The following is a 21,090-nucleotide window of genomic DNA, read 5'->3' as shown; positions in this document are numbered from 1 at the left end:
GGGGTAGCGCTTGAACTTCTGACGCTTTGGCTTGTCACCTTCCACATCAGGCAGCCGAGAGATGCCGTGACGCTGAAGGCACCGATGCAAAGCTGAACGCGTCAGATGTGGGATCGTCGGTTGCAGCGCATAGAGACAGTCGTCCAGCGGCAACAATGTATGCCGTCTGAATGCGACGATGGTCGCCTCCTCGGCTTCGGTCAAGACAGTTGAGCGCGGCTCCCTCGGCCCGGTCTTGACGTCTTCAACGGTCTGGCGTTTGCGCCACTTCGCTACAGTTTTAGGGTTGATCCCAAGCTCCTTGCTCAGCTGCGCGAGCGAAGCTTGCGATCGCTGTATTGCAGCTCTGACGGCGTGCGTGGTCGTGGCGCTCCCGTGACGAACTTGTCCCATAATGCTTCCTTCCATTCCTGCGAAAGGATCGCACCATCAAACCATGGGATCAAACAGGCGTCCCTGGCTATCGCAGATGGCATGTAACTTGGTATTTGCGAAACGCGCATGCTTTGCTGGTCGATACCAGTGGTGACTGGTTCACCGGTGCGACGATCAGCGAAGAAGAACAAGTTTGCAACCACACTGATCGTCAACTTCACCGCACCATCATCGATTTGTTCCTCGGGTTGAGAGACTGCTTTCGACTTTGGACAACGCTGACTGGACGTCCTCTGGCGATGTCGCGAAGGAAAACCGGATGTGACCGGGAAGGCCGAAAGCCGAACCTGGAACGCAGGCCACATGCGCCTGATCAAGCAGGTAGTCCGCGATATCCATATCAGAGGTGAATGTCCGTCCGTCGCGACCCTGTTTGCCCAAAAGCTCGGTGATTGACGGGAAGAAGTAGAAAGCTCCGTCAGGTGGTGTTTGCGGCCTGCCGAAAGCGCGCTCTAACCCGTCGCCCATAAGCTTGCGCCTCTTGCGATAGGCGGCCAGTGAGGTTTGGATGAAATCCTGCGGGCCGATCAAGGCCGCGATAGCCGCCGCCTGGCTAATCGAGCAGGGGTTGGCCGTTGTCTGCGACTGAATCTTTCCCACCACCGCGGCAAGGGGCGCCGGCGCGGCGATGTATCCGATCCGCCAGCCAGTCATGGCGTAGGCCTTTGCGACGCCGTTCACGATGACCGTTCGGTCTAGCAAGTCCGGGCAAGCCTGGCCAAAGGAAACGAAAGGGTCATCGAGATAATTGATATGCTCATAGATCTCGTCGGACATGATAAGGACTCGCGGATAGCGCCGCAGGACATCGCCTAACGCCGCGTATTCGTCACTGGTGTAGACCGAGCCGGAGGGGTTGCCCGGCGAGTTCAGGATAACCCAGCGGCTTTGCGGTGTGATCGCCGCTTCGAGGAGGTCCGGCGTTAGCTTGAAGCCGTTCTGTGCGCTGCTGGTGAGCGCCTTGGGGATGCCTCCCGCCAGGGTCGAGGCGTCCGAGTAAGAGACCCAGTGCGGCGCACTGAAGATGACTTCGTCGCCAAGGTTCAACGTGGCCAGCAGAACGTTGTAGATTGATTGTTTTGCCCCGTTCGCACATGAGATGTTTTCTTTGCTGAATGAAAGATTATTGTCACGCTTGAACTTGTGGACAACCGCATCTTTCAGCGCAGCGGTTCCGTCCGGCACCGTGTAGCGGGTCTCGCCGTTCCGCATGGCCTGGATCGCGGCCTCGATCACGTGGTTGGGTGTAGCAAAATCCGGTTCACCCAGGGCCAAGTTGATGACCGGAACTCCCTCAGCGCGCTTCTGAGAGGCCTTGGCGGCGATTGCCAGCGCAGCGGCTGGCTTGATTTGCGCCAGCAGGTCCGATTGAAAAACGTCTTTCATAAGGTGAATCTTTCAATTTTGGTCAAATCTGGTAGCGAATCAGCCATCACGGTACCGGGCCTTGCTCCGCGCCAATAAAGGGGGGACGGTGCAGAAGGCGATGGTCAGAAAGAAAAGGACTGCGGCGATCGGGCTGGCAAGAAACGCCAAGAAACTTCCGTCCGTCAGTATCAGCCCCTGACGCAGGCTTTGTTCGATCATTCCGCCCAACACGAACCCGATCACGATCGGAGCCAGCGGGAAGTGTAGAACGCGTAGCGCGTATCCGCCGATTCCGGCGATCAGCAGCACCAGCATGTCGAAAGGATTGTAGCTGACCGAGTAGGTGCCGATCGCAATCAATATCACCACTCCTGACAGCAGCAGCGGTTCAGGAATGCGGATGAGGCGCGATACCAGCGGACAAATCGCCATACCCAGCAACAGCATGGCAATGTTGACCACGAAAAGGCCGAGGAAGATGAAGGTCGTCAGATCCGGATTATCAGTAAAGAGCTGCGGTCCTGGCGTGACGCCTTGCAGGGTCAGCGCGCCCAGCATCACCGCGGTGATCGGGTCGCCCGGAATGCCGAGCGCCAGCGTCGGGACAAGCGCCCCCGAGGTGACTGCGTTATTGGCTGTCTCGGACGCCAGAATGCCATCCGGCTCGCCCTGGCCGAACTGCTCCCGGTTGGGGGAAACGCGCCGCGCCTCGGCATAGCTGATCAATGAAGCGGCGGTTGCTCCGACGCCGGGAAGGGTTCCGACACCGGTTCCGATCAAGGCCGAGCGCAGAAGGATGCGCCACCGCGATATCAGGTCCCGCAGACCAGGCAGCTTGAAGCCCGCGCCCACCTTTGCCGGTGGCGGCCCAAGGCCGGAAGACAGCCGCCAGAAAACCTCGGACAACGCGAAAAGACCAACCAGCAGCGGCACTAGGCCGATCCCTGCGGACAGTTCGAAGGACGAGAATGTGAGCCGCATTCCACCCGTAAGCGGATCTTGGCCAATCGTTGCAAGCAGCAGGCCCAGAACGCACGCGAGCAAGCCCTTAAGCGGCGCTTCCGTGGAGATGGCCACGACGCAGGTCAGCGCAAAGACGCCTAGGGCGAAATACTCGATCGGGCCGAAGCGCAGGCCGAACTTGGCAAGGACCGGCGCGGCGAGGATCAAGAGGACTGTGGAGAGAAGCCCGCCGATGGCCGAGCCGACAGTAGCCCAGCCCATTGCTTCGGCGCCGCGGCCCTTCTTCATCATAGGGAACCCGTCCAGAAGCGTTGCTGCGGATTGCGGTGTGCCCGGCGTATTGATCAAGATTGCCGAAAGCGATCCGCCGTAGATCGACCCGCAGTATAGGGCCAGCAAAAGGATGATGCTCGCTTCGGGTGGCAGCACGAAGGTCAACGGAAGCGCCAAGGTGATTGCCAAAACTGAGCCGAGACCCGGCAAAGCGCCGACGATGATCCCGGCGGCCGTTCCCGCCACCACGATGAACAGGATGAATGGGTCAGCCAAGCTGCCGAGAGCATGAAAGACACTATTCATTGGCGAATCCGCCGATGTAGGAGAGAATGTTATCCATCCCGATTCCGGGTGGGCGGATGCTGAAGCCGTCGACAAAAAGATACCAAATACCCGGCACAAAGATCAGCGTGAAAACAATTACTGTAACGACGGACCGGTATCCCGTCATCAGGCAGAAAATGATGATCATTGCTGCAGAGGTCGGCAGGAAACCTACAGGTGTGAAGTGAAGCAGGTAGAGGCCGACCAGAAGCACCCCGAGCGCTAGCTGACCGGGTTTCGCGGGGAGGGCCGCGCGCCCATCACAAGAGGTCTTGGCCAACACTGCCTTGGCAATCAGTCCAAGCGACCCGATGGCAATGATGATCAGCAGAAGTCTGGGGAACCAGACGGGGTTGTTTGCAACGGTCCCGGCACTGACCGACTGTTCAATGGTTTGTGCCCAGAACAGGCCGCCCAATCCTAAAAAAGCAATCCCGCCTGTTAGGTCGGACCAGCGTTTCAACATATGACTTTCCTCCTCATTTAGGTACGAGCGGCTGCGCTTCACTCAGGCAATTGTTTCTCCGAATTCTCCCCGGAAATGCAGGTATTCGATCCGAAAAGATCCCGTGTCAGCGCCACCATTCTGGGGCCAAGTAGTTGACCCTGTTCTTCCGTCAGGCGGAAAACAGGAGCCATAACGCTAAGCACCCCAGCGATTCTTCCTGTGGGTCCGGTGATCGGAACTGCAGTGGCGGCCGCATTCTCGATCCGTTCGTTGTGGCAATAAGCGTATCCAAGCTTCCGAAACCGGATGGCATCGCGAATCAGCGCCTCAGGACCAACGGCCGGTTCATGCGTTCCGAGTGCCATCAGCCGGTGAACGATCTGCGGCACCTCCACGTCATCATGCCCGCAAAGCCAGGCCCGACCCGCTGCGCCGCGAAGAACGGAATGGTTGCTGCCAATGGGCAACGAGTAGCTGAGAGGCTGCTTGCAGGGCACGACCTCAGTCACGAACTGAAACCCTTCGGATTCTCGGAAGAAGGTGATCGTCTCGCCAGTTTCATCCGAGAGCGTCTGCATGATCGGGCGCAGGGCTGCTAGTGTCGGGGAGGCCCGGAGCAACTGCTGGGCATATCCTAGAATGCCGGGAGAAATACGCCACTGCCCCGCCCCGCATGCGTCGACAAGCCGGTGTCGGTGCAAGTCGTCTAGAACAGCCCGAATCTGCGGGCGCGACAACTTTGTGTTCTCATGAAGTTGGGCTTCGTCCAGACCCGATACGGGATTGGCGACCGAGATGCGTCGAAGCAGCGACAGAGCATCGTTGAACGAAGCGGCGCCAGCATGGTTCACCGTCGCCTCGTAGCGTTTTCCGCCCTGAACCACCTGTACGAAACCTGCAACTTCGAGGGTTTTGAGCATACGGAATGCTGCGGTACGCGACAGATCGGCCTGCTCGGCGACTTCACTCATGGAGATCGGCGCACCGGCTTCCGACACCAGCCGAAGCACGGAAAGCGCCTTGAGCGCGGTCTGAAGGATATTGTTGTTCGTCATATGTTGCGGATAACGGAAAATTCCGATATACGCAACATAAGGTTGATGAGGTCGGGAGTTTCCTGCCCAATTTTTAGGGAGAAGATAATGATCATCCGTTGGTGGAGAGCCATTGCAGGTTCGAACGAAGTCTTGGATCAGTATGCCGATCACTTGCGGCGCACTACGTTTGTAGAGATGGCCGAACTTCCGGGCCATCTGGGTGCCACTTTGGCCAAGAAGGTCGAGGGCGAGGACAATGAGCTGGTAGTTGCCAGTTTCTGGAGCGATTTCGGATCGTCGGCTCATTTCGAAGGCACCGCCTTTGACGATGCGGTCGTAAAGCCCAGCACCCAGAAGCTGCTGAAGTCTTTCGATCTCAAGGTCGAGTATTTCGAAACTGTCGTTGCGACTGGCATCCTCGCCCCCGAGGTTGCCGCCGTGTAGTTACCTCGCATCCTGTGCGCGTTGCGGTTTCGGTCCCATGCGGCCCCATAAAAACCATGATTTTCCGGAGGAGGAGCCGGGGGAGCGTATCTTCAATTCGAAAAACCAGGGAGGAGACACGATGTCTTTTAAATTTTTCACCACACTTAAATTCGCTGCGGTCTTGAGCGCCGCCTTGCCGGGCCTTGCGGCCGCGCAGGAATACCCCACGCGTCCCGTCAACGTCATTGTGCCCTTCGGCGCGGGCGGCAGCACGGATATTCTTGCCCGTGCATTTGCCCGCGAAATGGAGGATGTTATGGATGTCAGCATGCCGGTCCAGAACATCGGCGGCGCGGCCGGGACGATCGGAACGGCGCGCCTTACGCGCAGCCGTCCAGATGGCTATACGGTCGGCTTCATTCCCGCGCCCCCGCTGGTGAACCAGCCGCATATGAACGAGACACCCTATACCTATGAGGATGTCGTCGGCATCTGCCAGGTCTGGTCGAGCCCGATGGCCCTAGCCATTTCCGAAAATTCGCTGTTCGCCACGCTCACCGACATTGTGACCTATGCCAAAGAGCATCCGGGCGAATTGTCATATGGCTCTCCTGGCCCTGGCTCACAGCCCAACCTCGCAATGGAAGCATTCCTGCAAGAGGCCGATATCGAGGTCAAGCATGTGCCAATGGGCGATGATCCTTCTGGCATCAAGGCCCTGATGGGTGGCCATATCGACTTTTTCATGGCCGTGATACCCGTCGTGGCCAAAAACGATCTAAATGCCGTCGCGCTATTCGCGGATGAGCGTCTTGAGAGCCTGCCCGATCTTCCGACCACGGTGGAGCAAGGTTTCGAGACGACCGCCGCATGGTGGGGCGGTGTATTTGCGCCCAAGGACATACCCTCCGAGGCGCGAGATACGCTGGAGCAAGCCTGTAAGACCGTGACCGAGACGCCCCGATTCATCGAAACGATGGGCAATCTCAGCACCGACGTCGCGTTCCGGAATGGCTCGGATCTCGCGGACCAGATGGCGGCGGAAAGCGACACCAGCAAAGAGCTCATCGCGACCGTACTCAACCGTTAAAACGCATCATTGGGCTCGCCAATTTGTTGGCGAGCCACGTTTTTTGATCTGGTCCCCGGGCAAAGGGGTAAGCTTCGTTCCAGAAGCCAGATTTGCTGAAGCAGGAACGCCAATGACTTTCGCAGTAGAAAAAACAGACATTGTTGCGCGGGTTCAGGCCTTGCTCGGTCCCAAGGGCGCGACTCTCGGCCCCGAGATGGAACGCTATCTGGTCGATTGGCGCGGCACGCAGCGCGGCGATGCGTTGCTGGTCGCGCGTCCGGCAACGACCGATGAAGTCGCGGCCCTTGTGCGGGTTTGCAACGAACTTGGCTACACCATCCACGTACAGGGTGGCAACACCAGCCTTTGCCAGGGGTCCGTTCCGGGGGCAACCGCGACGGGTATCTTGCTCTCCACCGAGCGAATGAACAAGATCATCGAGATCGACACTGTCAGCAACACGCTCGCGGTGCAGTGCGGTGTGGTTTTGTCCACACTTCACGATGCCGTCGCCAAGGAGGGACGAAAATTCCCCCTGAGTTTGGGCGCCGAAGGCACCGCACAGATTGGCGGTCTGGTTGCAACCAACGCCGGTGGCGTGGCGGCCCTGCGATACGGATCCATGCGTCAGATGGTGCTTGGACTCGAGGTGGTGCTGCCTGACGGGTCTGTCGTCCGCCGCATGGCCGCACTGCAAAAGGACAACAGAGGGCTCGACTGGAAGCAGCTTTTCATCGGGTCCGAAGGCACTTTGGGGATCATTACCGAGGTTGCGCTGAAACTGTACCCGCAGACGCATAAGCGTGTGACGGCGCTTCTCGCCATTCCCAACATCGATTCCGCTTCCACTTGCTTCATGCAGCTGAACGAGCGGTTCGACACGGCTCTTTCAGCCTGCGAACTGATGAACCGGTCGCAAATCGAACTGGCGATTGCCCATGTTTCGGGGACGAAGTGGCCCATGGCCGATTTGCCTGCCTACAGCCTGCTCTTCGAGCTGTCGGACAGCAACTCCGAACGGGATTTCACTGAAGAGAGCGAGCGATCTCTAGTGAGCATGATCGAATCCGGGCTCGTGGCTGATGCGGTGATCGCTCAGAACGGCCGCGAAGTTGATGATCTCTGGCATTTGCGCCACGCGTGCCCCGAAGCCAACAAGCTTGGTGGCTGCGCCATCATGTTCGACGTCAGTGTTCGGCTTAGCCGGCTGTCGTCTTTCCTTGAGGATGCCGAGAGCGCTGCCAGTGGCGCAGCGCCTCAAGGGCGCGCCGTTTTCATGGGGCACTTGGGGGATGGGAATGTCCACTGGAACTGGATGTTGCCGCCTGAGACAAATCAAGCGACAGAGATGCCGATGATCAAAAGCGTCCGCGATGCCGTAAATGCTGTGTTAGTAAAGCACGACGGGTCCTTCAGCGCAGAACACGGCATCGGACGAAAACATGTTGGCGACCTTGAGGCAAGCCTGCCTGAAGCGGAAATGAACCTGATGCGCGGCCTGAAGAATGCCCTGGATCCACATAATTTGCTGTCACCTGGCATTATCCTTGGCTCACGCTGACTAGGTTCTTTGCCTGCTGCTGCGGCATGCATGTCGTTCGGTGTAAGCTACGAATACATCTGCAAGATCTGGACATCCGAGCCAGACAGATTCATCCTAAATCCGATCCACCAGATGCCGGGACTGAACACCTAGCGTACTATTCTGCCCCCTCCGGCATCAGACCCCAACTTGATACGGCATCGGGGCCCTTCCCGTGCACTTGTTTTCCTCGGCGGCAAGGCACGGATGGAGATTGTCTGGGTGAAGTGGTCCGCGACAGGATTCCCGGCCCTCAGGAGAATGCGCTTAACGCGTGGCCCCCAGACTTCGCTATGGCGAGGGTCGGTGAGGTTGATCGTCTCCACACAGGCAACATCGAGGTTGCTGAAGCCAATCTCCATCTGGCCGGCCTCAGACGACAGAATCAGCGCGCCCGAAGGGCTGCTACTTACTTCGCAGTCGACGATGTGCAGGGGCAACTCGAAAGAGCTCAGTCCTTCGGGCAGTTCAATGTGATCCTCGATCTCGATCCGCCCGGACCCATGATCAAACGCGATTTGCCGCAAGATTTGGCGTCCTTTTGCCTCGGCGAAGTAGCTTGGTGCAGCGTCCAAGATGAGCGTACTTACGGTGCCTTCCCGGCGAAAGGTCACCTCACGCGCCTCGGCGCCCGCTCCGGGCCGCTGCAGAATGCCGTTGACCCGCGGGACGTTGTGGCCTTCGGAACTGATGTGCCACATATCGTAGCGGGCCTCGCCAAATGTTGCCTTCGAGTAGGCTCCCTGACCGAGGTCTATGATCATTGGCCAGCCATTCAGGCAGACGCTAAAATGCCCTACATCATTGTGCGAATGGTGATTGATCTTCGGATCGTTCGTCCCGGCAATCACGCTCAACATCAACCCCTTGCCAGGATGTTCGTTCTCGCGGGCGATAAGAACCTCCATGTCACTCAGCCATACACTGCATTCATGCTTGATACCCGCTCGGTTGGGAAGGTTGGGGGTCCAGAACATTAGCCGCGTCAGATGAACCAGCGTCTGTCGGTTGTATTCGTTGTGGTGGCGTTCGGCCACTGGCCGGTCGAGCTTGCGCAGAGCAACGCGATCAATGTCCTCTGAGACTAAGCCTGCGAGCGTCTCGTTGCCGATCATCTGCGCATAGTGCGCCAGAAGCCCGTGATCGAGATCGACCTTAAACGCCCCATCCGCAAAATTGACAAACTGATTCTCGCCGATATGCAGACATGCGATGTGGCTACCAAAAGCTCGAAACTTGTCGCTGTGTTCGAACCCCAACCGAACGCCGAAGCGCGATTCGACAAGCTCAATGAACCCGGCCAAGCGACCCGCGCTCACCACCCAGTAGGAAGGACCCTCGATGCAGCTGCCGCTGTCCTCGAGATTGTCGAAGAAACGCTGCATCGGTACCATGAGCTTGCTCGCGAGGGTGACGAGCCGGTCATGATCGTCAATGACATAGGTGGCAGCAAGGAGCAGGTTGTGGGCGCACCACGGTGTCCAGTTGTTCTTTCCGTGATACCACCCAAACAGAACTTGGCTTTCGAGCCGCGCGAAAGTGTGGCGTTCGATCTCCCGATGCACAAGGTGGTAGAGTGAAGGGGTCTGTTCTTGCAGCACCGGGCCGAGCAGGTAGCAGGCCTCCGCCAAAATTGCAGCGGTTTCACAGTTGAACAGGTCAAGATACTCGTCATCCGGAATCGGTAGTGGGTCGTCCGGGTGCCACGGGTTTGGTCTTTTGTGCATGACCATGTCGTGTTGGCCTGCGAAATTATGCGCAGGAATGCACCAGTAGATCTCACCGAGGATAGCCCAGATGTAGTCAATGATGCGGTCGAGATATCTGCTCTCGGCGGTCAGGCATTCGGCCATGACCAGATGGGACAGTTCGGCCCGACGTCTGAAGTAGTTTTGCTCGTATTGTAGCCGATTACCGCTCCGCATGAACTCCATATACATCGTGCCGGATAGCTGGTCGATTTCGGCCGTCATCACCTGCTCGGCATAATTCAGGATCGCATCCACTGATAGCGCAAGTCGAGGAACCTTGCGCACCGCCTGCCACGCAGCGCGGTCGTCGATCTTTGGAAATGGAGCCCACGGGCCAGTTCGCTCCAGCCCGCCGGAAAGCTGCTCGGTCGTCATCTTTTCAAAAAACAAGGGAGGTCGATCTTTCGTTCTCGAATGATAGCGGCATGCGGACGATCAGGCGTCCGTGGTGAAGGGCACGTGCCTTTCGGTCGTGCAGTCGAACAGGCAGGCCTTTCCGTGATCCGGCACGATGGTAACGGCTTGTCCGACCTCTATGCTCCGTTGCTCCTTGAATGCGGCAACAAGCCGGAGGCCGGGCTTTTCGCAATTGACCACCATGTCCGAACCGGTGTTCTCTATCGCCGTGACCTTTACAGAAATGCCTTCCGCATCCGGGCGTGCAGCAATCGTCAGATGTTCGGGACGAAGCCCCAATACAACCTTCTGGTTCGCGGTCACGTCGAATCCGGCCTTGATCGGAATGTGGCTGCCGTCGGAAAGTTCGACCGCCTTCGTCGTACCATTGACCCGCACTCTGCCATGCAGGAGATTTATCGAGGGCGTTCCGATGAATCCCGCGACAAAGACGTTCGCCGGTTCGTTGTAGAGATCCATTGGCCGACCGATTTGCTCGACCCTGCCATTCCTGAGGACGACGATCTTCTGGCCCAGCGTCATGGCTTCGATCTGATCGTGCGTGACATAGATTGAAGTCGTTTTCAGCCGCTTGTGCAGATCTGCGATCTCGCCACGTACCTGCGCGCGCAGTTTGGCGTCGAGGTTCGACAGCGGTTCATCGAAGAGGAAAACTGTCGGATTCCTCACAATGGCGCGGCCCATCGAGACACGTTGACGCTGCCCGCCAGATAGCTCCTTCGGGAGACGGTCCAGCAACTGGTCGAGTTCCAGAAGCTTGGCGGCCGCCTTTACCTTCTCGGCGATCTCGGTCTTGCGCATGCCCGAAAGCCGCAGTGCGAAACCCATGTTTTCCGCTACCGTCATCTGCGGATAGAGCGCGTATGTCTGAAACACCATCGCGATATCGCGTTGCTTTGGCGGAAGTCGGGTGACATCGCGTCCGCCGATGTGGATCGCGCCTGTCGTTGCCTCTTCCAGGCCTGCAATAAGACGCAGGATCGTTGACTTGCCGGACCCACTGGGGCCGATAAGGACACAGAATTCGCCCGGCTCGACGGTGATCGACACGTCCTTGATCACGTCCACCTTGCCGAAGGATTTGCCGATGTTGTTGACTAGTACCGCGCCCATTGCGCCCTCCGTTAAGAAAATTTCAGCCCTTTACTGCACCAGCGGTAAGCCCGCTGTTGAACTGTCGTTGCAGCGCCAGATAGACAAGAATGCTTGGCACAGTGGCGATGACCGTCACCGCGATGAAGATGTTGACCTGCATGATCTCGTCGACGCGCATCGACCGCAGAACAACAGGGATCGTGTAGAGTTCTTTTTTGTCGACCGCGATCAGCGGAAGCAGATACTGATCCCAGATCATCAGGAAGCCGAAGATCGCGGCCGTTCCAAGGGCTGGTTTCACCAGTGGCAAAATGACATGCCAGAATATCTGCAACTCGCTGGCGCCGTCGACCCGGGCGGCATCTTCCAGATCCTTGGGCACTGCCTTCATGAATTCCGTAAGCAGGAAGACCGAGAAGGCCCAGCCCACGACTGGAAGGATCATGGCGAAGTAGGTGTTGTACAGCGAGACCCCCAATAGCGGGATCTTGGCCTGCAAGATCAGATAGAGCGGGATGGAGATAACCTCTTCCGGCAGCATTATGGTCGAAAGTATCGCGAGGCTGACGACAGCCATGCCGCGAAACCTCTTGCGCGCCAGTGCATAGGCAGCCAGCGCGCTGACCAGAGTCTGAAGCACAGTGCCAATAACGACGACGACGATCGAATTGAAGAGATATATATAGGCCTTTGCTTCGTTCCAGGCATAGGCAAAGTGGCGGAACGTGAAGTCTTCGGGCCAGGCAAGAAGCTGGCCGGGCTGAACAGTGGCGCTGTTGAATGCCGTGGCAAGGATGCCCCAGAACGGTCCGCAGAAGACGATCAGAAGGAATGCGTAAAGCACCGCACGCGCAATTTTCTGAGAAAAGGTCTGTGTCATGGATACCACCTCAGAACCGGTCGATCCGGTTTTTAATCGAGATATGCACCACCGTCAGCAGAACGGTGAAGGCGAAGAGCAGGAAGGACACCGCAGAGGCATAGCCGTAGTCGAGGCGTTCGAAGCCGGTTTTGAAAATTTCGGTCATGATCACTTCGGTCCGGCCAGCAGGACCGCCGCCCGTCGTGGTGTAGACTTCGGTGAAGACGCGGAATCCGCGAATGAAAGACAACATGATCACTACAGAGAAGGCAGGAATCAGACCCGGAAGAGTGACATGCCAGAGCTTCCGCCAGACACTCGCACCGTCCACAGCGGCGGCGTCGTACAACTCGCGATTGATACCTGCGAGTCCGGCGAGAAAGATCACCATATTGTAGGGGACAGTCTTCCAGATCTCCAGCAGGATCACGACGAAGAGCGCCTGGTCGGGATCGGCCATCCAACCCTGTGCCGGCACGCCAAAGATCGCAATGAAGCTGTTCGCGACGCCCGTGGCGGCGGGGTAGAAGATAATCCGCCAGATCTCTGCCAGGATCGCCACCGAGGTCACTGCGGGGATGAAGATCGCGGTGCGGATGATCCTGACGTGCCGGGCCTGATCCTGCAGCGCAAGCGCCACGCTGAAGGCAAGGATCCCGCCGATGACGGTCGAAATGATGACGTACAGGAACGTGTGGCCGATCGCGGCATGTAGCGCGCCGTCGCCGAATGCACGTTGGAAATTGTTCAGCCCCACCCATTCGTCTGGTCCGACGAACTTCACCTTGTGAAAGCTCATCAACACGCCATTTGCGATGGGAATGAACTTGAACCAGGTGAAGACGATGAGAGCCGGGGCGAGGAAAAGCCAGGGAACGACCCACGGCGACACACGCAGCTTGAATAGCACGACGGTACCCTTTCTCTATAGTGGGACCGCCGCGTTGCGCGACGGCCCCGAAGTACCGACTATTTGATCAGGACGTCCTGACGGTCGAGTTCGGCGTTGACCGCTTCGTCAATCGCGGCAAGCGCCGCACCGATGTCAGAGGAACAATCCGCGAGAATGCGGTTGAAGCCATCCGCAGTCACCTGGCGAATGGGCTTCCAGTTTGGCACACGCGGGAAATACTGCCCGGCTTCGGCGAACTGCTGTGCAAATGTTGCCCAGCCCTCGTCGCCGCGCACCGCAAGCGTATCTACGTTTTTGTTCACAGAGAGGCGCACGATCGGGCTGGAGTCCATGCCCTCTGCCATGCCCAGCCGCTGCCCGCTTTCGGAGACCAGGAACTCGATGAACGTCTGGGCTGTCTCCGGCACTTTTGAGGTCACGGTAATGAACGCCGCCTCGCCCTCGGCGAGCGAACCGCGACCCGCAGGGCCCGCCGGCGGAAGGATGACTTCAATCAGGTCCGACCCCGGTTCCTTGGAGAAGGGCGCGTTATGGTAGGGACCGGACCGATAGATTCCCGCCTGACCAGATGAGAAGACCGGCGTCGCGTCACCCGTGGTTGCCGTGATGGCGGCAGGCTGTGCATATCCGGCGCAGATGAACGACCGGCCGAATTCGATCGCCGTCGCGACCTCCTGGGTGCCGAGCGTGGAACGGAAGGTTCCGTTGCTTTCCTCGACGAATGCGCCTCCGGCCTGCCAGATCAGATCGGAAAGAAACCAGGAGGTATAGCCGCGCGTCGCAGAGACAGGCATGACGTAGCCATAGGTGTCGGCTTTGCCATTCCCGTTCGGGTCGTCTTCGGTGAACGCCCGGGCAAGTTCGAACAGGTCTTCCCAAGTCTCGGGCTTGTCATAGCCAAGCGCTTCGCGCCAGTCCTTGCGGACAAAAACGGCAAAGGCCTGAGCCGAAATGGGAACACCGTAGTGCCTGCCGTCTGGTCCAAGGGTGCTTTCCCAAGCAACGTCGTAGATAGCGTCGGCGCCTTTGAAGCTATCCCGATCGATCTCGCTCAGGATTCCCATTTCCAGAAGCTGGCCTACGATTGTTGCATCGTTCACCACAACGTCGGGCAGATTGCCACCGGCGGCGGCACGCGCCAGCCGGGTTTCAAAATCCGTGTTCGCAAGGAACAGATCCACACCGATGCCCGTCTGTGCGGTAAACTCGGCAATGACGGCGTCGAGAACGTTCCGCTCGTTCTCACCATAGCGCATCCATACCGAGAGATCCTCTGCCATGGCCGTCGTGGCCAGAAGCGATCCCGCCGCAGCGGCAGCTAGTCCCAACTTGAATTTTGTCATGACACCTCCTCCATGTCGTTCATTCAGTGCCGGAAAGGGCTTCGCATACACTCCAATCCCCGACTTGCGCCTCCGTCGCCCCACGTCACGAATCAGTGATACCACACAAGAATGGTAAAATAAAGAAAACGTTTAACTGCCATTGACAAGGGTAATGTGGTTGCTCATGAGCAAATTTGTGATAACCTTTTCGTAGAGAGTGCCGCGAATTCGCGGCAAACAATGGGAAGCAAGCGATCACGTCATGTCAAGTCGGGGAAGAGTAACCATCCGTGACGTTGCGGCCGAGGCCGGCGTGTCGATCGCAACGGTCTCAAAGATCGTCAACGGCCAGCAGTCCTTCTCAAAGCCAGTGGAGATGAAGGTTCGGGAGGCCGTGGTCCGGCTCGGCTACATCCAGAACCCCGCAGCTCGAAGCATGGTGACCGGCAAGACAACAGCCATCGGTCTGGCCATCATGGATATTGGCAATCCGCATCACGCCTCCTTCGTGAAAGGCGCGAACCGTATGGCACTGGCCAAAGGGTACCACCTCCTGATGGTTGATCTTGAGGAGCGGGTCGATTTTTCCCGCCAACTGCTGGCCCCCCTGGCCCAGCGGACCGATGGCCTTGTTGTAAGCCCCCGACTGCCCCGAGATGTGATCGAGTGGTTGGCCGAAATCGACAAGCCCGTTGTCTTTGTCGGTGAGGCTGACCTTCCCGGCAGCGTCTGCATCGGGCTTAACAATCGCGATGTCGGCTCGCTCCTCGCGAACTTTCTGGTCCGACAAGGCTTCGCGCAGGTGGCATATGTCGGTTACGATCGCGCCGACTGGAACGCGCAACGGCGCGACGCGCTCGCTGCGGCTTTTGCCGAAACCGGCGTCAAGTTAAACGTTTTCCACATCGACGAGCCGACCAGCGAAGCCGGGGAGCAGATTGCTTCCAAAGTTCTCCTTGGCGGGAACCGGTTCGATCTGATCGTCGGTTGCAATGACCTTGTCACCATCGGGATCATGTCGCAGGCTCACCGTTTCGGATTCCGAGTACCCGAGGATGTTGCATTTGCCGGCTACGACAACATTGCGATCAGTCGGTACGTGTCCCCTCCGCTCACGACCGTGGACACATGCGCCGAAGCTACCGGCGAGGTTGCCATCGAGAACATCCTCGCGCTGATCGAAAATTCCGCACCGCCGAAAAGCAAGACACTGGAGCCACTGCTTCTGGTGCGCGAGTCCACTGCCCGAACCGTGGCACGAACATAGGCTCGGACCGGTTTTGACTCGGGATGGGACTGTTGCGTTATTCATCTTCGGTTACTTGGATGCCGAGGCGGTGGGCATGGTTCATGCACCTTGGAACAGTTCGGAGATGAACGCGATTTCACCTCTGACGCCTGGTTGCTTGTGATAGATGTGGCCGCGCTTGACTGTTCGGATCGTTTCTATACCGCTCAGGTGTTGATTTTCGTCTCGGATTGACCCGGCGCCGCTCTGCCTGTCGATCACCATACACATGCCGCATCCTGTGTGACCGTCCGCAATGAGTCGTTTACATGGTCGGCCCTGCTCGCAAACTGGCTCGCGTCATTTTCGAAGATGGTCTGGAGCAACCTCCTTCCCGGCAGTCAGCCCAAGTGCGCACCGGGGAGCCTTCGGTGGCTGGAGCTTTAAACTGGATATTAAGGGCAAACGATGTTGAGCCATTCAGTCATGACTTTGGGCACGCTATTGCTGCCGCTCCTTATGTCAAAAAGGTGGTTCGGCCCTTGGCGCACTACGCAGACGGTAAATGCTTGCTCTGATGATCGGCTGTTGTCTAGCAAGATTGTCGCATCGGCGACATGCATAGCGGATTTGATCGCTTTTTGCGTTCGCGGGAACCTGTCCGTCAACCGAGCCACTTCAACATCATGCCCGTTTTCCGCTACCCGAGTTTGAACCCGAAGAATTGATAGAGATGAATTTGCAAGGCCTACAAAGAGGAGCAGAACGAAATATCCCGCCGCTTGCATTTCGCGGATCTGATCGATCTTGGATTCAATCCTTCCGTCATCGTGCTCCACCCAGTGCGAGAATACAGTTTCCATCGCAAAGGGCACCTTGGCCTGCATGGCATGCGCGACAAACGCCTGAACGCCGCGTTGTGCCACGCGCATCCAGCCCTCATTTGTATCCCTCAGCTCACGCGCCCAGTCAGCAAGTTTGCCTTCGGAATTGGCTTCTGGCAGAACTGACAACATCATTCTATCGGCGTTGATGAGCGGCATCTGCAACTGGTCTGATAGAACTTTGCGCCACATCGTCGATTTGCCCGAGCCGTTGTGACCGGCCAAGATAATTGCCAAGGGTTTCTTCGTTGCCTTCTGAGCTTCTATAACTCTATCGACGGCCGGCCCAAGCTTGTTCAAGGCAGCGCTACGAACTTGCCATCGACCATGCGCCCGCGCCGGGTCACGCCATCAAGAACGCGCACAAATACTGCTGGATCGTTTTCGTCCGAAGAGTAGCGCGGCACACCCTTCTTGACGGACAGCCGGACGCCAGGTTTACTGAATTTTTTGCCGATGCGCTGCAATGCTTCGGTGCTGCGCTCGATGTTGGCGTCAACGTCCGCGCTCGAAGGCTTCGCACCCGACACAGTAACGCTTCCAAACTTTACGCGATACGAGCGCAGGCCACGACCGCGGACCTTCACAGTAACTTTGTCTGCACTTTGTTTATGTTCGGTTCTATCTGTCATGCTTGGTAATATAACGCATGTGCGTTGGTCGATCCAGATGTATGATCAGAAGATGCAGCATTTTTGGGCGCACTAACTTGGTAAGCCCAGTTTTCCGCGTTTCGCTGCCTTTCCTCCAAGGCGCAGCGGACGATTTCTTGTCTGGTGGCCGAAACCTCGCCGCATCCTGCGGCGAAGGTCCGCTTGCAGCGATGTCCGAGGATCACGCTACACATTCTGCACCCCGCCTGACCGTCCGCAATGAAGGCGAACCAGCCGACTGCACCTGCAGCATCTCAAACTGGCCGGCTGTCCGGTTTTGGTGGATTGAGCATGGGCAAGCCCCGCAAGCGGAGCCGGGCTGCTGCGGCTTTGCCCTGAGCCCCGACCGCACCTGCTCCCTGCCCCAAGGCATGGCGAAGACTGTCTCATCCTGAGCTATCCCCTCGGCCCACGGGGGGCATGTTCGCATGCACGGCCAGGTCTCAGCCCTGCGGGGCCGCCTCCCTCTTGCAAGGGAAGACGTGAACCTCGAACTTCTTGGTTTGTGCTGCGCGCGCCCCGCGCATTGTCTTCAACTGGCGGTGTCGGGCGGCGCGTCTCGCTTGAGTTTCGGCTCCGAACGCAGCTTTGCGATCTGCGGTGTGACACCATTGATCGTGACGTGCTGATGTTTGATCGCGCGCTCCAGCGTCATGCGCGAATTATCGGCCATGTCGAGCACCGCCTGAGACACTTGTATCGCGGCAATTTCCCCGAGACCCAGAAATGCGGCGAACAAGGCCAACCACATCACGGTTGACCTTGGCAAGTGTACGAACGGAGCGATGGCCCATCTGCTGTCCTGGCCGGACAAGAATGCTGCGATGAAGATCACCACAGCGACCACGATCTGCAGGATGCAAAGCACTGTCAAAACGTCAAAGTAAAACCGGGCTGTTGAATACTTCGAGCGTGGTACATCGCTCACGTCTGCGTTCCTTCTCAAAGCTGTTTTCACAAGGAGCGTCCAGATCCCGGATGAAACTCGGCCGATTGCTCAGCGCCGAGGCGTGGCAACAGCGCGCGCGAAAGCCTCCCACGCGCTGGCCAGCAGCCTCAAACCTCGCCCTCGACCCTGGCGATGACCTTGTCCAAAGCGTCGATCCACTGGCGCTGGATCTGGCCTGCGACCAGTTCCGATGGTTTCAGCGCCCCGAAATCCCGCGCATCGCGGGAAATGTCGGAGAGCAGCGATGCGGGCAGCTTGATGCGTTTGCGATGCACATGCGCACGCCACCAGATGCAGGGCTCGGGCTTTTGATAGCGCGGCACGAAGGCAAGGGTGTCGTTGAACTGCTGCCAGGCCAAGCGGAACAGGATCGCGATCTCCACACCCTGCGCGCGCAAGGCGTGGAGGCGCTCAGCATGGCGCTGCAGGGGATACAGAGCGAGCCAGATGGTGACGGCGTCATCGCTAGGGGCAAGACCGGCTGCCACGGGACCTGTCTCACGCGCCTGCCGCAGCGCCGTGGTCTTGCGCGGCGCAGGCCTCTCAAGGATATCGGCGGCTACAGGTGTAGCCACCCCACTCTCTTCCCGGGTCTTCTTTTTTTGGGCCGCAGCAACAGCCTCTGGCGCGCTCAGGGGCTTGATGGCCTTGCCCATCTCGGGATCGACCCCGCGGACGGTGAGCATGGGGCGACTGCGATCAGGCATGCGCGGCCTCAGGGTTGAAGGACACGCCACTGCCCTCGGCCAGCAATTCGTTCAGCACATAGGTGGCCTCTTGCAGCGCTTCCTCGAACCGGATCGCCTGCCCACGTTTGAGCACATTGGCGTCTTCGCGCATCCGGCGCGCGATCTCGCCCAAGAGCCCGGTCTCATCCATGTCCTGATAGGCCGGACGCAGCCGCAGCGCATAGGAGAGGGGCTTGAGCTTCTGCGCCACCGTCAGCAGGTGCTGCGCTTCGGTTTGGCGCAGCTTCGATTCCCCGCTGCGTGTCCTGGAATCAAACTTGGTGATGACCGAGCAGTATTTCGGCAGAAGCTCTGGCTGATCGACACGATCCGCAAGGCGCTGATACCAGGCAAAGGATTTGAGGCTGTCCTCCACATCCGTGCGCGCGAGGATCACAGGGGCCACGATGATCTGAACCTGTGCGGCAATGGTATCCGCCCAGACACCCCCACCACCTTGGGTGTCGATGATGATGAAATCCACCGCAGCTTCCTCAAACGCCTCATCAAGCATGCTGTTGAGAGCATCCATATCCAGCGTTTCCTTGCAGGACATGAGAGGCGAGCCAAAGCCCGCTTCCTGCGCGCGCGTCTGCCATGAGATGAGCGCGCGGTTGGGATCGGTGTCGATCAGCAGCACGCTCTTTCCCGCATGTACGATGGCAGAGCTGAGAGCGCGCACCAATGTTGTTTTGCCGATCCCGCCCTTGCGGTTCATGGCGGCGATCAGGATCGGTGTTTTTGCGCTCACGCTGAAATCTCTCTCTGGCGAAACATGATATGCAGCGCGGGATATCCGGGCGCGGCAAAAGCTTGAGCGGCGCAGGTAACACACGCTAAAGTTGATTTGCAAGCACACTTGATCGCACGCCTGCACAGTTGCACACACGCACACTCCCACGGCAGCACACACCCCCGCATGCGCACGCGCACGCAAGTTTCCACGCAAGTGTGCCCGCACGCTGCCACGCACACACCCACACATAACATATTGTAAAATAACCGAAAAAATGAGCGCACCCGCTGAATCGCGGTTGACGCAAAGCCCTGCCCGAGACTAGAAGCAGGGACGATTGGTGTGAGAGAGTGGCAGGAAATGAATACTGATAACACACACCAAAAAACGAACACGACCACAACCAAGGCGAAAGCAAGACTGAGCGCGAAACAGCGCGCGGTCATCATCGCCGAGAAGCAGAACGGCACTGGTACAAAGGCGCTTGCAGGCCGCTATGGGGTGTCGGAGCAGACCATTCGAAACATCACGCGCGACCATAAGCTGGCCCGGGCGCAGGCCAAATCCGAAACTGCGATGGTGGCCGCCCGTGTCCCCATTGCGGATATTCGGGTCTTCGAGGGGGTGATTTCGCGCCTTGGGGTTGATCAGAAATCGACCGCGCTCCGCGCGTTTGTCCGCCACCCGAGCGGATTTCTGGCCGCGGATGCGGAGCTGGCAGAGGCTGTGGGTGCTATGCGCCGCGAATTGTCGGCGATCGGGTCAAACCTCAATCAGATTGCAAGACGGCTGAATGACCCGCGTTTGCAACCCAAAGATCGGAAACTGAGCAAGCGCGATGCAGAGGTGATGCGCGACTTGCGCGATGCCATCAGCAGCACGCGAGAGCATCTGGCCGTGCTTTGGGGCAAGAAAGCGCGCAGGCGTGATGCGGCCTTCCGCGCGATTGTGGGCGAAGCCCTTGTCCAGGATACGACCCCGGAGGCAGCGCATGGCGGGTAAGCCGGATGCCGTGAGCGCGGCCATGGGCACGCTGTTCGACGAGGGCTGGACGCGGGGCCCGGGCGGGCAGGGCGATGAGCCTGCACCCAAATCTTTTGGGCGTCGGTCTGGCGCCACGCGCAGCTATCAGCATATGGCGCGCGCGGCATCGGGCAATCGGGCGGTCGTGGTCAAGCTGGTGCGTGGGGGCGGGTGCCATGACAGCCGCCAGCTCGGCAACCAGCTCGACTATCTGATGAGCAAGGCCGACCGGGTCTTTGACTCGCAGGGCGCCTTCGAGCAGCGCGGGCCGCTCACTGCGGATGAGGCGCGCGAAGCTGCGACGCGTTGGAGCGACAGCTGGGAGGGCATGACCTCGTCGGGCCAGACTGCGCATCTGATCGTGTCCTTCCCGCAAGGCACGGATGCCCGCGATGTGGAAGTGATCACTGAGCGCTTTTGCGAGCGCATGTTCGACGGCCAGTTCGACTATATCGCCGCCACGCATAGCGACCGCGCACATCCGCATGCGCATATCGTGGTCAACCGGCGGGGCGAGGATGGCCCGCTCTTTACACTGCGCGCAGGCACGGATCACAGCTATGAGGCCTATAAGGACACGCTGGTCGAGCTGGGC

General features: G+C 58.6%; 21 protein-coding genes and 1 pseudogene. 6 read left to right on the top strand and 16 right to left on the bottom strand.

Annotated features, from left to right (window positions below; translation table 11 throughout):
• The 5 genes from PUT78_RS20910 to PUT78_RS20890 form a co-directional block, all read right to left on the bottom strand.
• Positions 1–393, bottom strand: a 393-nt coding sequence (locus tag PUT78_RS20910; RefSeq protein WP_476453971.1) for a transposase family protein, incomplete at its 3' end; no start/stop codon positions are given.
• Positions 394–603: 210 nt separating this feature from the next.
• Positions 604–1,821, bottom strand: coding sequence for a pyridoxal phosphate-dependent aminotransferase (locus PUT78_RS20905; RefSeq protein WP_274354196.1), 1,218 nt, complete (start codon positions 1,819–1,821; stop codon positions 604–606).
• A 39-nt stretch (positions 1,822–1,860) separates the two neighbouring features.
• Positions 1,861–3,345 (bottom strand): tripartite tricarboxylate transporter permease, encoded by a 1,485-nt coding sequence (locus PUT78_RS20900; protein WP_274354195.1) that lies wholly within the window; start codon positions 3,343–3,345, stop codon positions 1,861–1,863.
• Positions 3,338–3,832, bottom strand: a complete 495-nt coding sequence (locus PUT78_RS20895) for a tripartite tricarboxylate transporter TctB family protein (RefSeq protein ID WP_274354194.1) — start codon at positions 3,830–3,832, stop codon at positions 3,338–3,340. Before PUT78_RS20895 ends, PUT78_RS20900 begins: the two co-directional genes overlap by 8 nt.
• Before the next feature lie 38 nt (positions 3,833–3,870).
• Positions 3,871–4,869, bottom strand: a complete 999-nt coding sequence (locus tag PUT78_RS20890; RefSeq protein ID WP_274354193.1) for an IclR family transcriptional regulator domain-containing protein — start codon at positions 4,867–4,869, stop codon at positions 3,871–3,873.
• A gap of 87 nt (positions 4,870–4,956) precedes the next feature.
• Between PUT78_RS20890 and PUT78_RS20885 the strand changes: the two genes are divergently transcribed.
• From PUT78_RS20885 to PUT78_RS20875, 3 genes are all read left to right on the top strand, one after another.
• Positions 4,957–5,295, top strand: a complete 339-nt coding sequence (locus PUT78_RS20885) for a hypothetical protein (RefSeq protein WP_274354192.1) — start codon at positions 4,957–4,959, stop codon at positions 5,293–5,295.
• A gap of 121 nt (positions 5,296–5,416) precedes the next feature.
• Positions 5,417–6,367: a Bug family tripartite tricarboxylate transporter substrate binding protein gene (locus PUT78_RS20880; RefSeq protein ID WP_274354191.1), complete on the top strand. Its 951-nt coding sequence runs from the start codon at positions 5,417–5,419 to the stop codon at positions 6,365–6,367.
• 112 nt (positions 6,368–6,479) lie between these two features.
• Positions 6,480–7,910 (top strand): FAD-binding oxidoreductase, encoded by a 1,431-nt coding sequence (locus tag PUT78_RS20875; protein WP_274354190.1) that lies wholly within the window; start codon positions 6,480–6,482, stop codon positions 7,908–7,910.
• Between the two features lie 131 nt (positions 7,911–8,041).
• On the opposite strand, the gene PUT78_RS20870 is transcribed toward PUT78_RS20875, so the two are convergent.
• From PUT78_RS20870 to PUT78_RS20850, 5 genes are read right to left on the bottom strand one after another with little or no spacing between them, the layout of a single operon-like run.
• Complete coding sequence (locus tag PUT78_RS20870; protein ID WP_274354189.1) at positions 8,042–10,057, bottom strand: heparinase II/III domain-containing protein; 2,016 nt, start codon at positions 10,055–10,057, stop codon at positions 8,042–8,044.
• A gap of 60 nt (positions 10,058–10,117) precedes the next feature.
• Positions 10,118–11,212: an ABC transporter ATP-binding protein gene (locus PUT78_RS20865; protein ID WP_274354188.1), complete on the bottom strand. Its 1,095-nt coding sequence runs from the start codon at positions 11,210–11,212 to the stop codon at positions 10,118–10,120.
• A 22-nt stretch (positions 11,213–11,234) separates the two neighbouring features.
• Entirely contained in the window at positions 11,235–12,074 is an 840-nt protein-coding gene (locus PUT78_RS20860; protein WP_274354187.1) for a carbohydrate ABC transporter permease, read from the bottom strand.
• 10 nt (positions 12,075–12,084) lie between these two features.
• Positions 12,085–12,966 (bottom strand): carbohydrate ABC transporter permease, encoded by an 882-nt coding sequence (locus tag PUT78_RS20855; protein ID WP_274354186.1) that lies wholly within the window; start codon positions 12,964–12,966, stop codon positions 12,085–12,087.
• A gap of 59 nt (positions 12,967–13,025) precedes the next feature.
• Positions 13,026–14,312: an ABC transporter substrate-binding protein gene (locus tag PUT78_RS20850; RefSeq protein WP_274354185.1), complete on the bottom strand. Its 1,287-nt coding sequence runs from the start codon at positions 14,310–14,312 to the stop codon at positions 13,026–13,028.
• Positions 14,313–14,556: 244 nt separating this feature from the next.
• On the opposite strand from PUT78_RS20850, the gene PUT78_RS20845 reads away from it, so the two are divergent.
• Positions 14,557–15,561, top strand: coding sequence for a LacI family DNA-binding transcriptional regulator (locus tag PUT78_RS20845; RefSeq protein WP_274354184.1), 1,005 nt, complete (start codon positions 14,557–14,559; stop codon positions 15,559–15,561).
• Positions 15,562–15,642: 81 nt separating this feature from the next.
• Here PUT78_RS20845 and PUT78_RS23900 read toward each other — a convergent pair.
• The 6 genes and pseudogenes from PUT78_RS23900 to PUT78_RS20820 form a co-directional block, all read right to left on the bottom strand.
• Positions 15,643–15,756: pseudogene (locus tag PUT78_RS23900) on the bottom strand (IS6 family transposase); the annotation flags it as partial.
• 221 nt (positions 15,757–15,977) lie between these two features.
• Positions 15,978–16,706 carry a zeta toxin family protein gene (locus PUT78_RS20840; RefSeq protein WP_274354183.1) on the bottom strand — a complete coding sequence of 243 codons (729 nt, stop codon included), beginning with the start codon at positions 16,704–16,706 and terminating at the stop codon, positions 15,978–15,980.
• Positions 16,703–17,038 carry a hypothetical protein gene (locus PUT78_RS20835; protein ID WP_274354182.1) on the bottom strand — a complete coding sequence of 112 codons (336 nt, stop codon included), beginning with the start codon at positions 17,036–17,038 and terminating at the stop codon, positions 16,703–16,705. The genes PUT78_RS20840 and PUT78_RS20835 overlap by 4 nt, the downstream gene beginning before the upstream one ends.
• A 553-nt stretch (positions 17,039–17,591) precedes the next feature.
• Entirely contained in the window at positions 17,592–17,987 is a 396-nt protein-coding gene (locus tag PUT78_RS20830) for a hypothetical protein (RefSeq protein ID WP_274354181.1), read from the bottom strand.
• 128 nt (positions 17,988–18,115) lie between these two features.
• Entirely contained in the window at positions 18,116–18,715 is a 600-nt protein-coding gene (locus PUT78_RS20825; RefSeq protein ID WP_274354180.1) for a hypothetical protein, read from the bottom strand.
• Positions 18,708–19,487, bottom strand: a complete 780-nt coding sequence (locus tag PUT78_RS20820) for an AAA family ATPase (protein WP_274354179.1) — start codon at positions 19,485–19,487, stop codon at positions 18,708–18,710. Before PUT78_RS20820 ends, PUT78_RS20825 begins: the two co-directional genes overlap by 8 nt.
• Before the next feature lie 345 nt (positions 19,488–19,832).
• On the opposite strand from PUT78_RS20820, the gene mobC reads away from it, so the two are divergent.
• Both mobC and PUT78_RS20810 read left to right on the top strand, forming a co-directional pair.
• The gene (gene mobC, locus PUT78_RS20815) at positions 19,833–20,474 is read left to right on the top strand and encodes a plasmid mobilization relaxosome protein MobC (RefSeq protein ID WP_274354178.1); all 642 of its coding nucleotides are present in this window, start codon (positions 19,833–19,835) and stop codon (positions 20,472–20,474) included.
• Positions 20,464–21,090 (top strand): relaxase/mobilization nuclease domain-containing protein (locus PUT78_RS20810; protein ID WP_274354177.1); only part of this gene is annotated, 627 nt, incomplete at its 3' end. The genes mobC and PUT78_RS20810, both read left to right, overlap by 11 nt.

It is taken from the genome of Roseinatronobacter alkalisoli (genome assembly GCF_028745735.1).
Lineage (GTDB): Bacteria > Pseudomonadota > Alphaproteobacteria > Rhodobacterales > Rhodobacteraceae > Roseinatronobacter > Roseinatronobacter alkalisoli.
Note: the sequence above shows the minus strand (reverse complement) of the source record. Positions and strands in the feature narration are given on the sequence as shown.

Excerpts from the sequence above, each read along its gene's own strand:
- PUT78_RS20905 (WP_274354196.1), bottom strand. The coding sequence starts at position 1,821 with ATGAAAGACGTTTTTCAATCGGACCTGCTGGCGCAAATCAAGCCAGCC.
- PUT78_RS20900 (WP_274354195.1), bottom strand. The coding sequence starts at position 3,345 with ATGAATAGTGTCTTTCATGCTCTCGGCAGCTTGGCTGACCCATTCATC.
- PUT78_RS20895 (WP_274354194.1), bottom strand. The coding sequence starts at position 3,832 with ATGTTGAAACGCTGGTCCGACCTAACAGGCGGGATTGCTTTTTTAGGA.
- PUT78_RS20890 (WP_274354193.1), bottom strand. The coding sequence starts at position 4,869 with ATGACGAACAACAATATCCTTCAGACCGCGCTCAAGGCGCTTTCCGTG.
- PUT78_RS20885 (WP_274354192.1), top strand. The coding sequence starts at position 4,957 with ATGATCATCCGTTGGTGGAGAGCCATTGCAGGTTCGAACGAAGTCTTG.
- PUT78_RS20880 (WP_274354191.1), top strand. The coding sequence starts at position 5,417 with ATGTCTTTTAAATTTTTCACCACACTTAAATTCGCTGCGGTCTTGAGC.
- PUT78_RS20875 (WP_274354190.1), top strand. The coding sequence starts at position 6,480 with ATGACTTTCGCAGTAGAAAAAACAGACATTGTTGCGCGGGTTCAGGCC.
- PUT78_RS20870 (WP_274354189.1), bottom strand. The coding sequence starts at position 10,057 with ATGACGACCGAGCAGCTTTCCGGCGGGCTGGAGCGAACTGGCCCGTGG.
- PUT78_RS20865 (WP_274354188.1), bottom strand. The coding sequence starts at position 11,212 with ATGGGCGCGGTACTAGTCAACAACATCGGCAAATCCTTCGGCAAGGTG.
- PUT78_RS20860 (WP_274354187.1), bottom strand. The coding sequence starts at position 12,074 with ATGACACAGACCTTTTCTCAGAAAATTGCGCGTGCGGTGCTTTACGCA.
- PUT78_RS20850 (WP_274354185.1), bottom strand. The coding sequence starts at position 14,312 with ATGACAAAATTCAAGTTGGGACTAGCTGCCGCTGCGGCGGGATCGCTT.
- PUT78_RS20845 (WP_274354184.1), top strand. The coding sequence starts at position 14,557 with ATGTCAAGTCGGGGAAGAGTAACCATCCGTGACGTTGCGGCCGAGGCC.
- PUT78_RS20835 (WP_274354182.1), bottom strand. The coding sequence starts at position 17,038 with ATGACAGATAGAACCGAACATAAACAAAGTGCAGACAAAGTTACTGTG.
- PUT78_RS20825 (WP_274354180.1), bottom strand. The coding sequence starts at position 18,715 with ATGCCTGATCGCAGTCGCCCCATGCTCACCGTCCGCGGGGTCGATCCC.
- mobC (WP_274354178.1), top strand. The coding sequence starts at position 19,833 with ATGAATACTGATAACACACACCAAAAAACGAACACGACCACAACCAAG.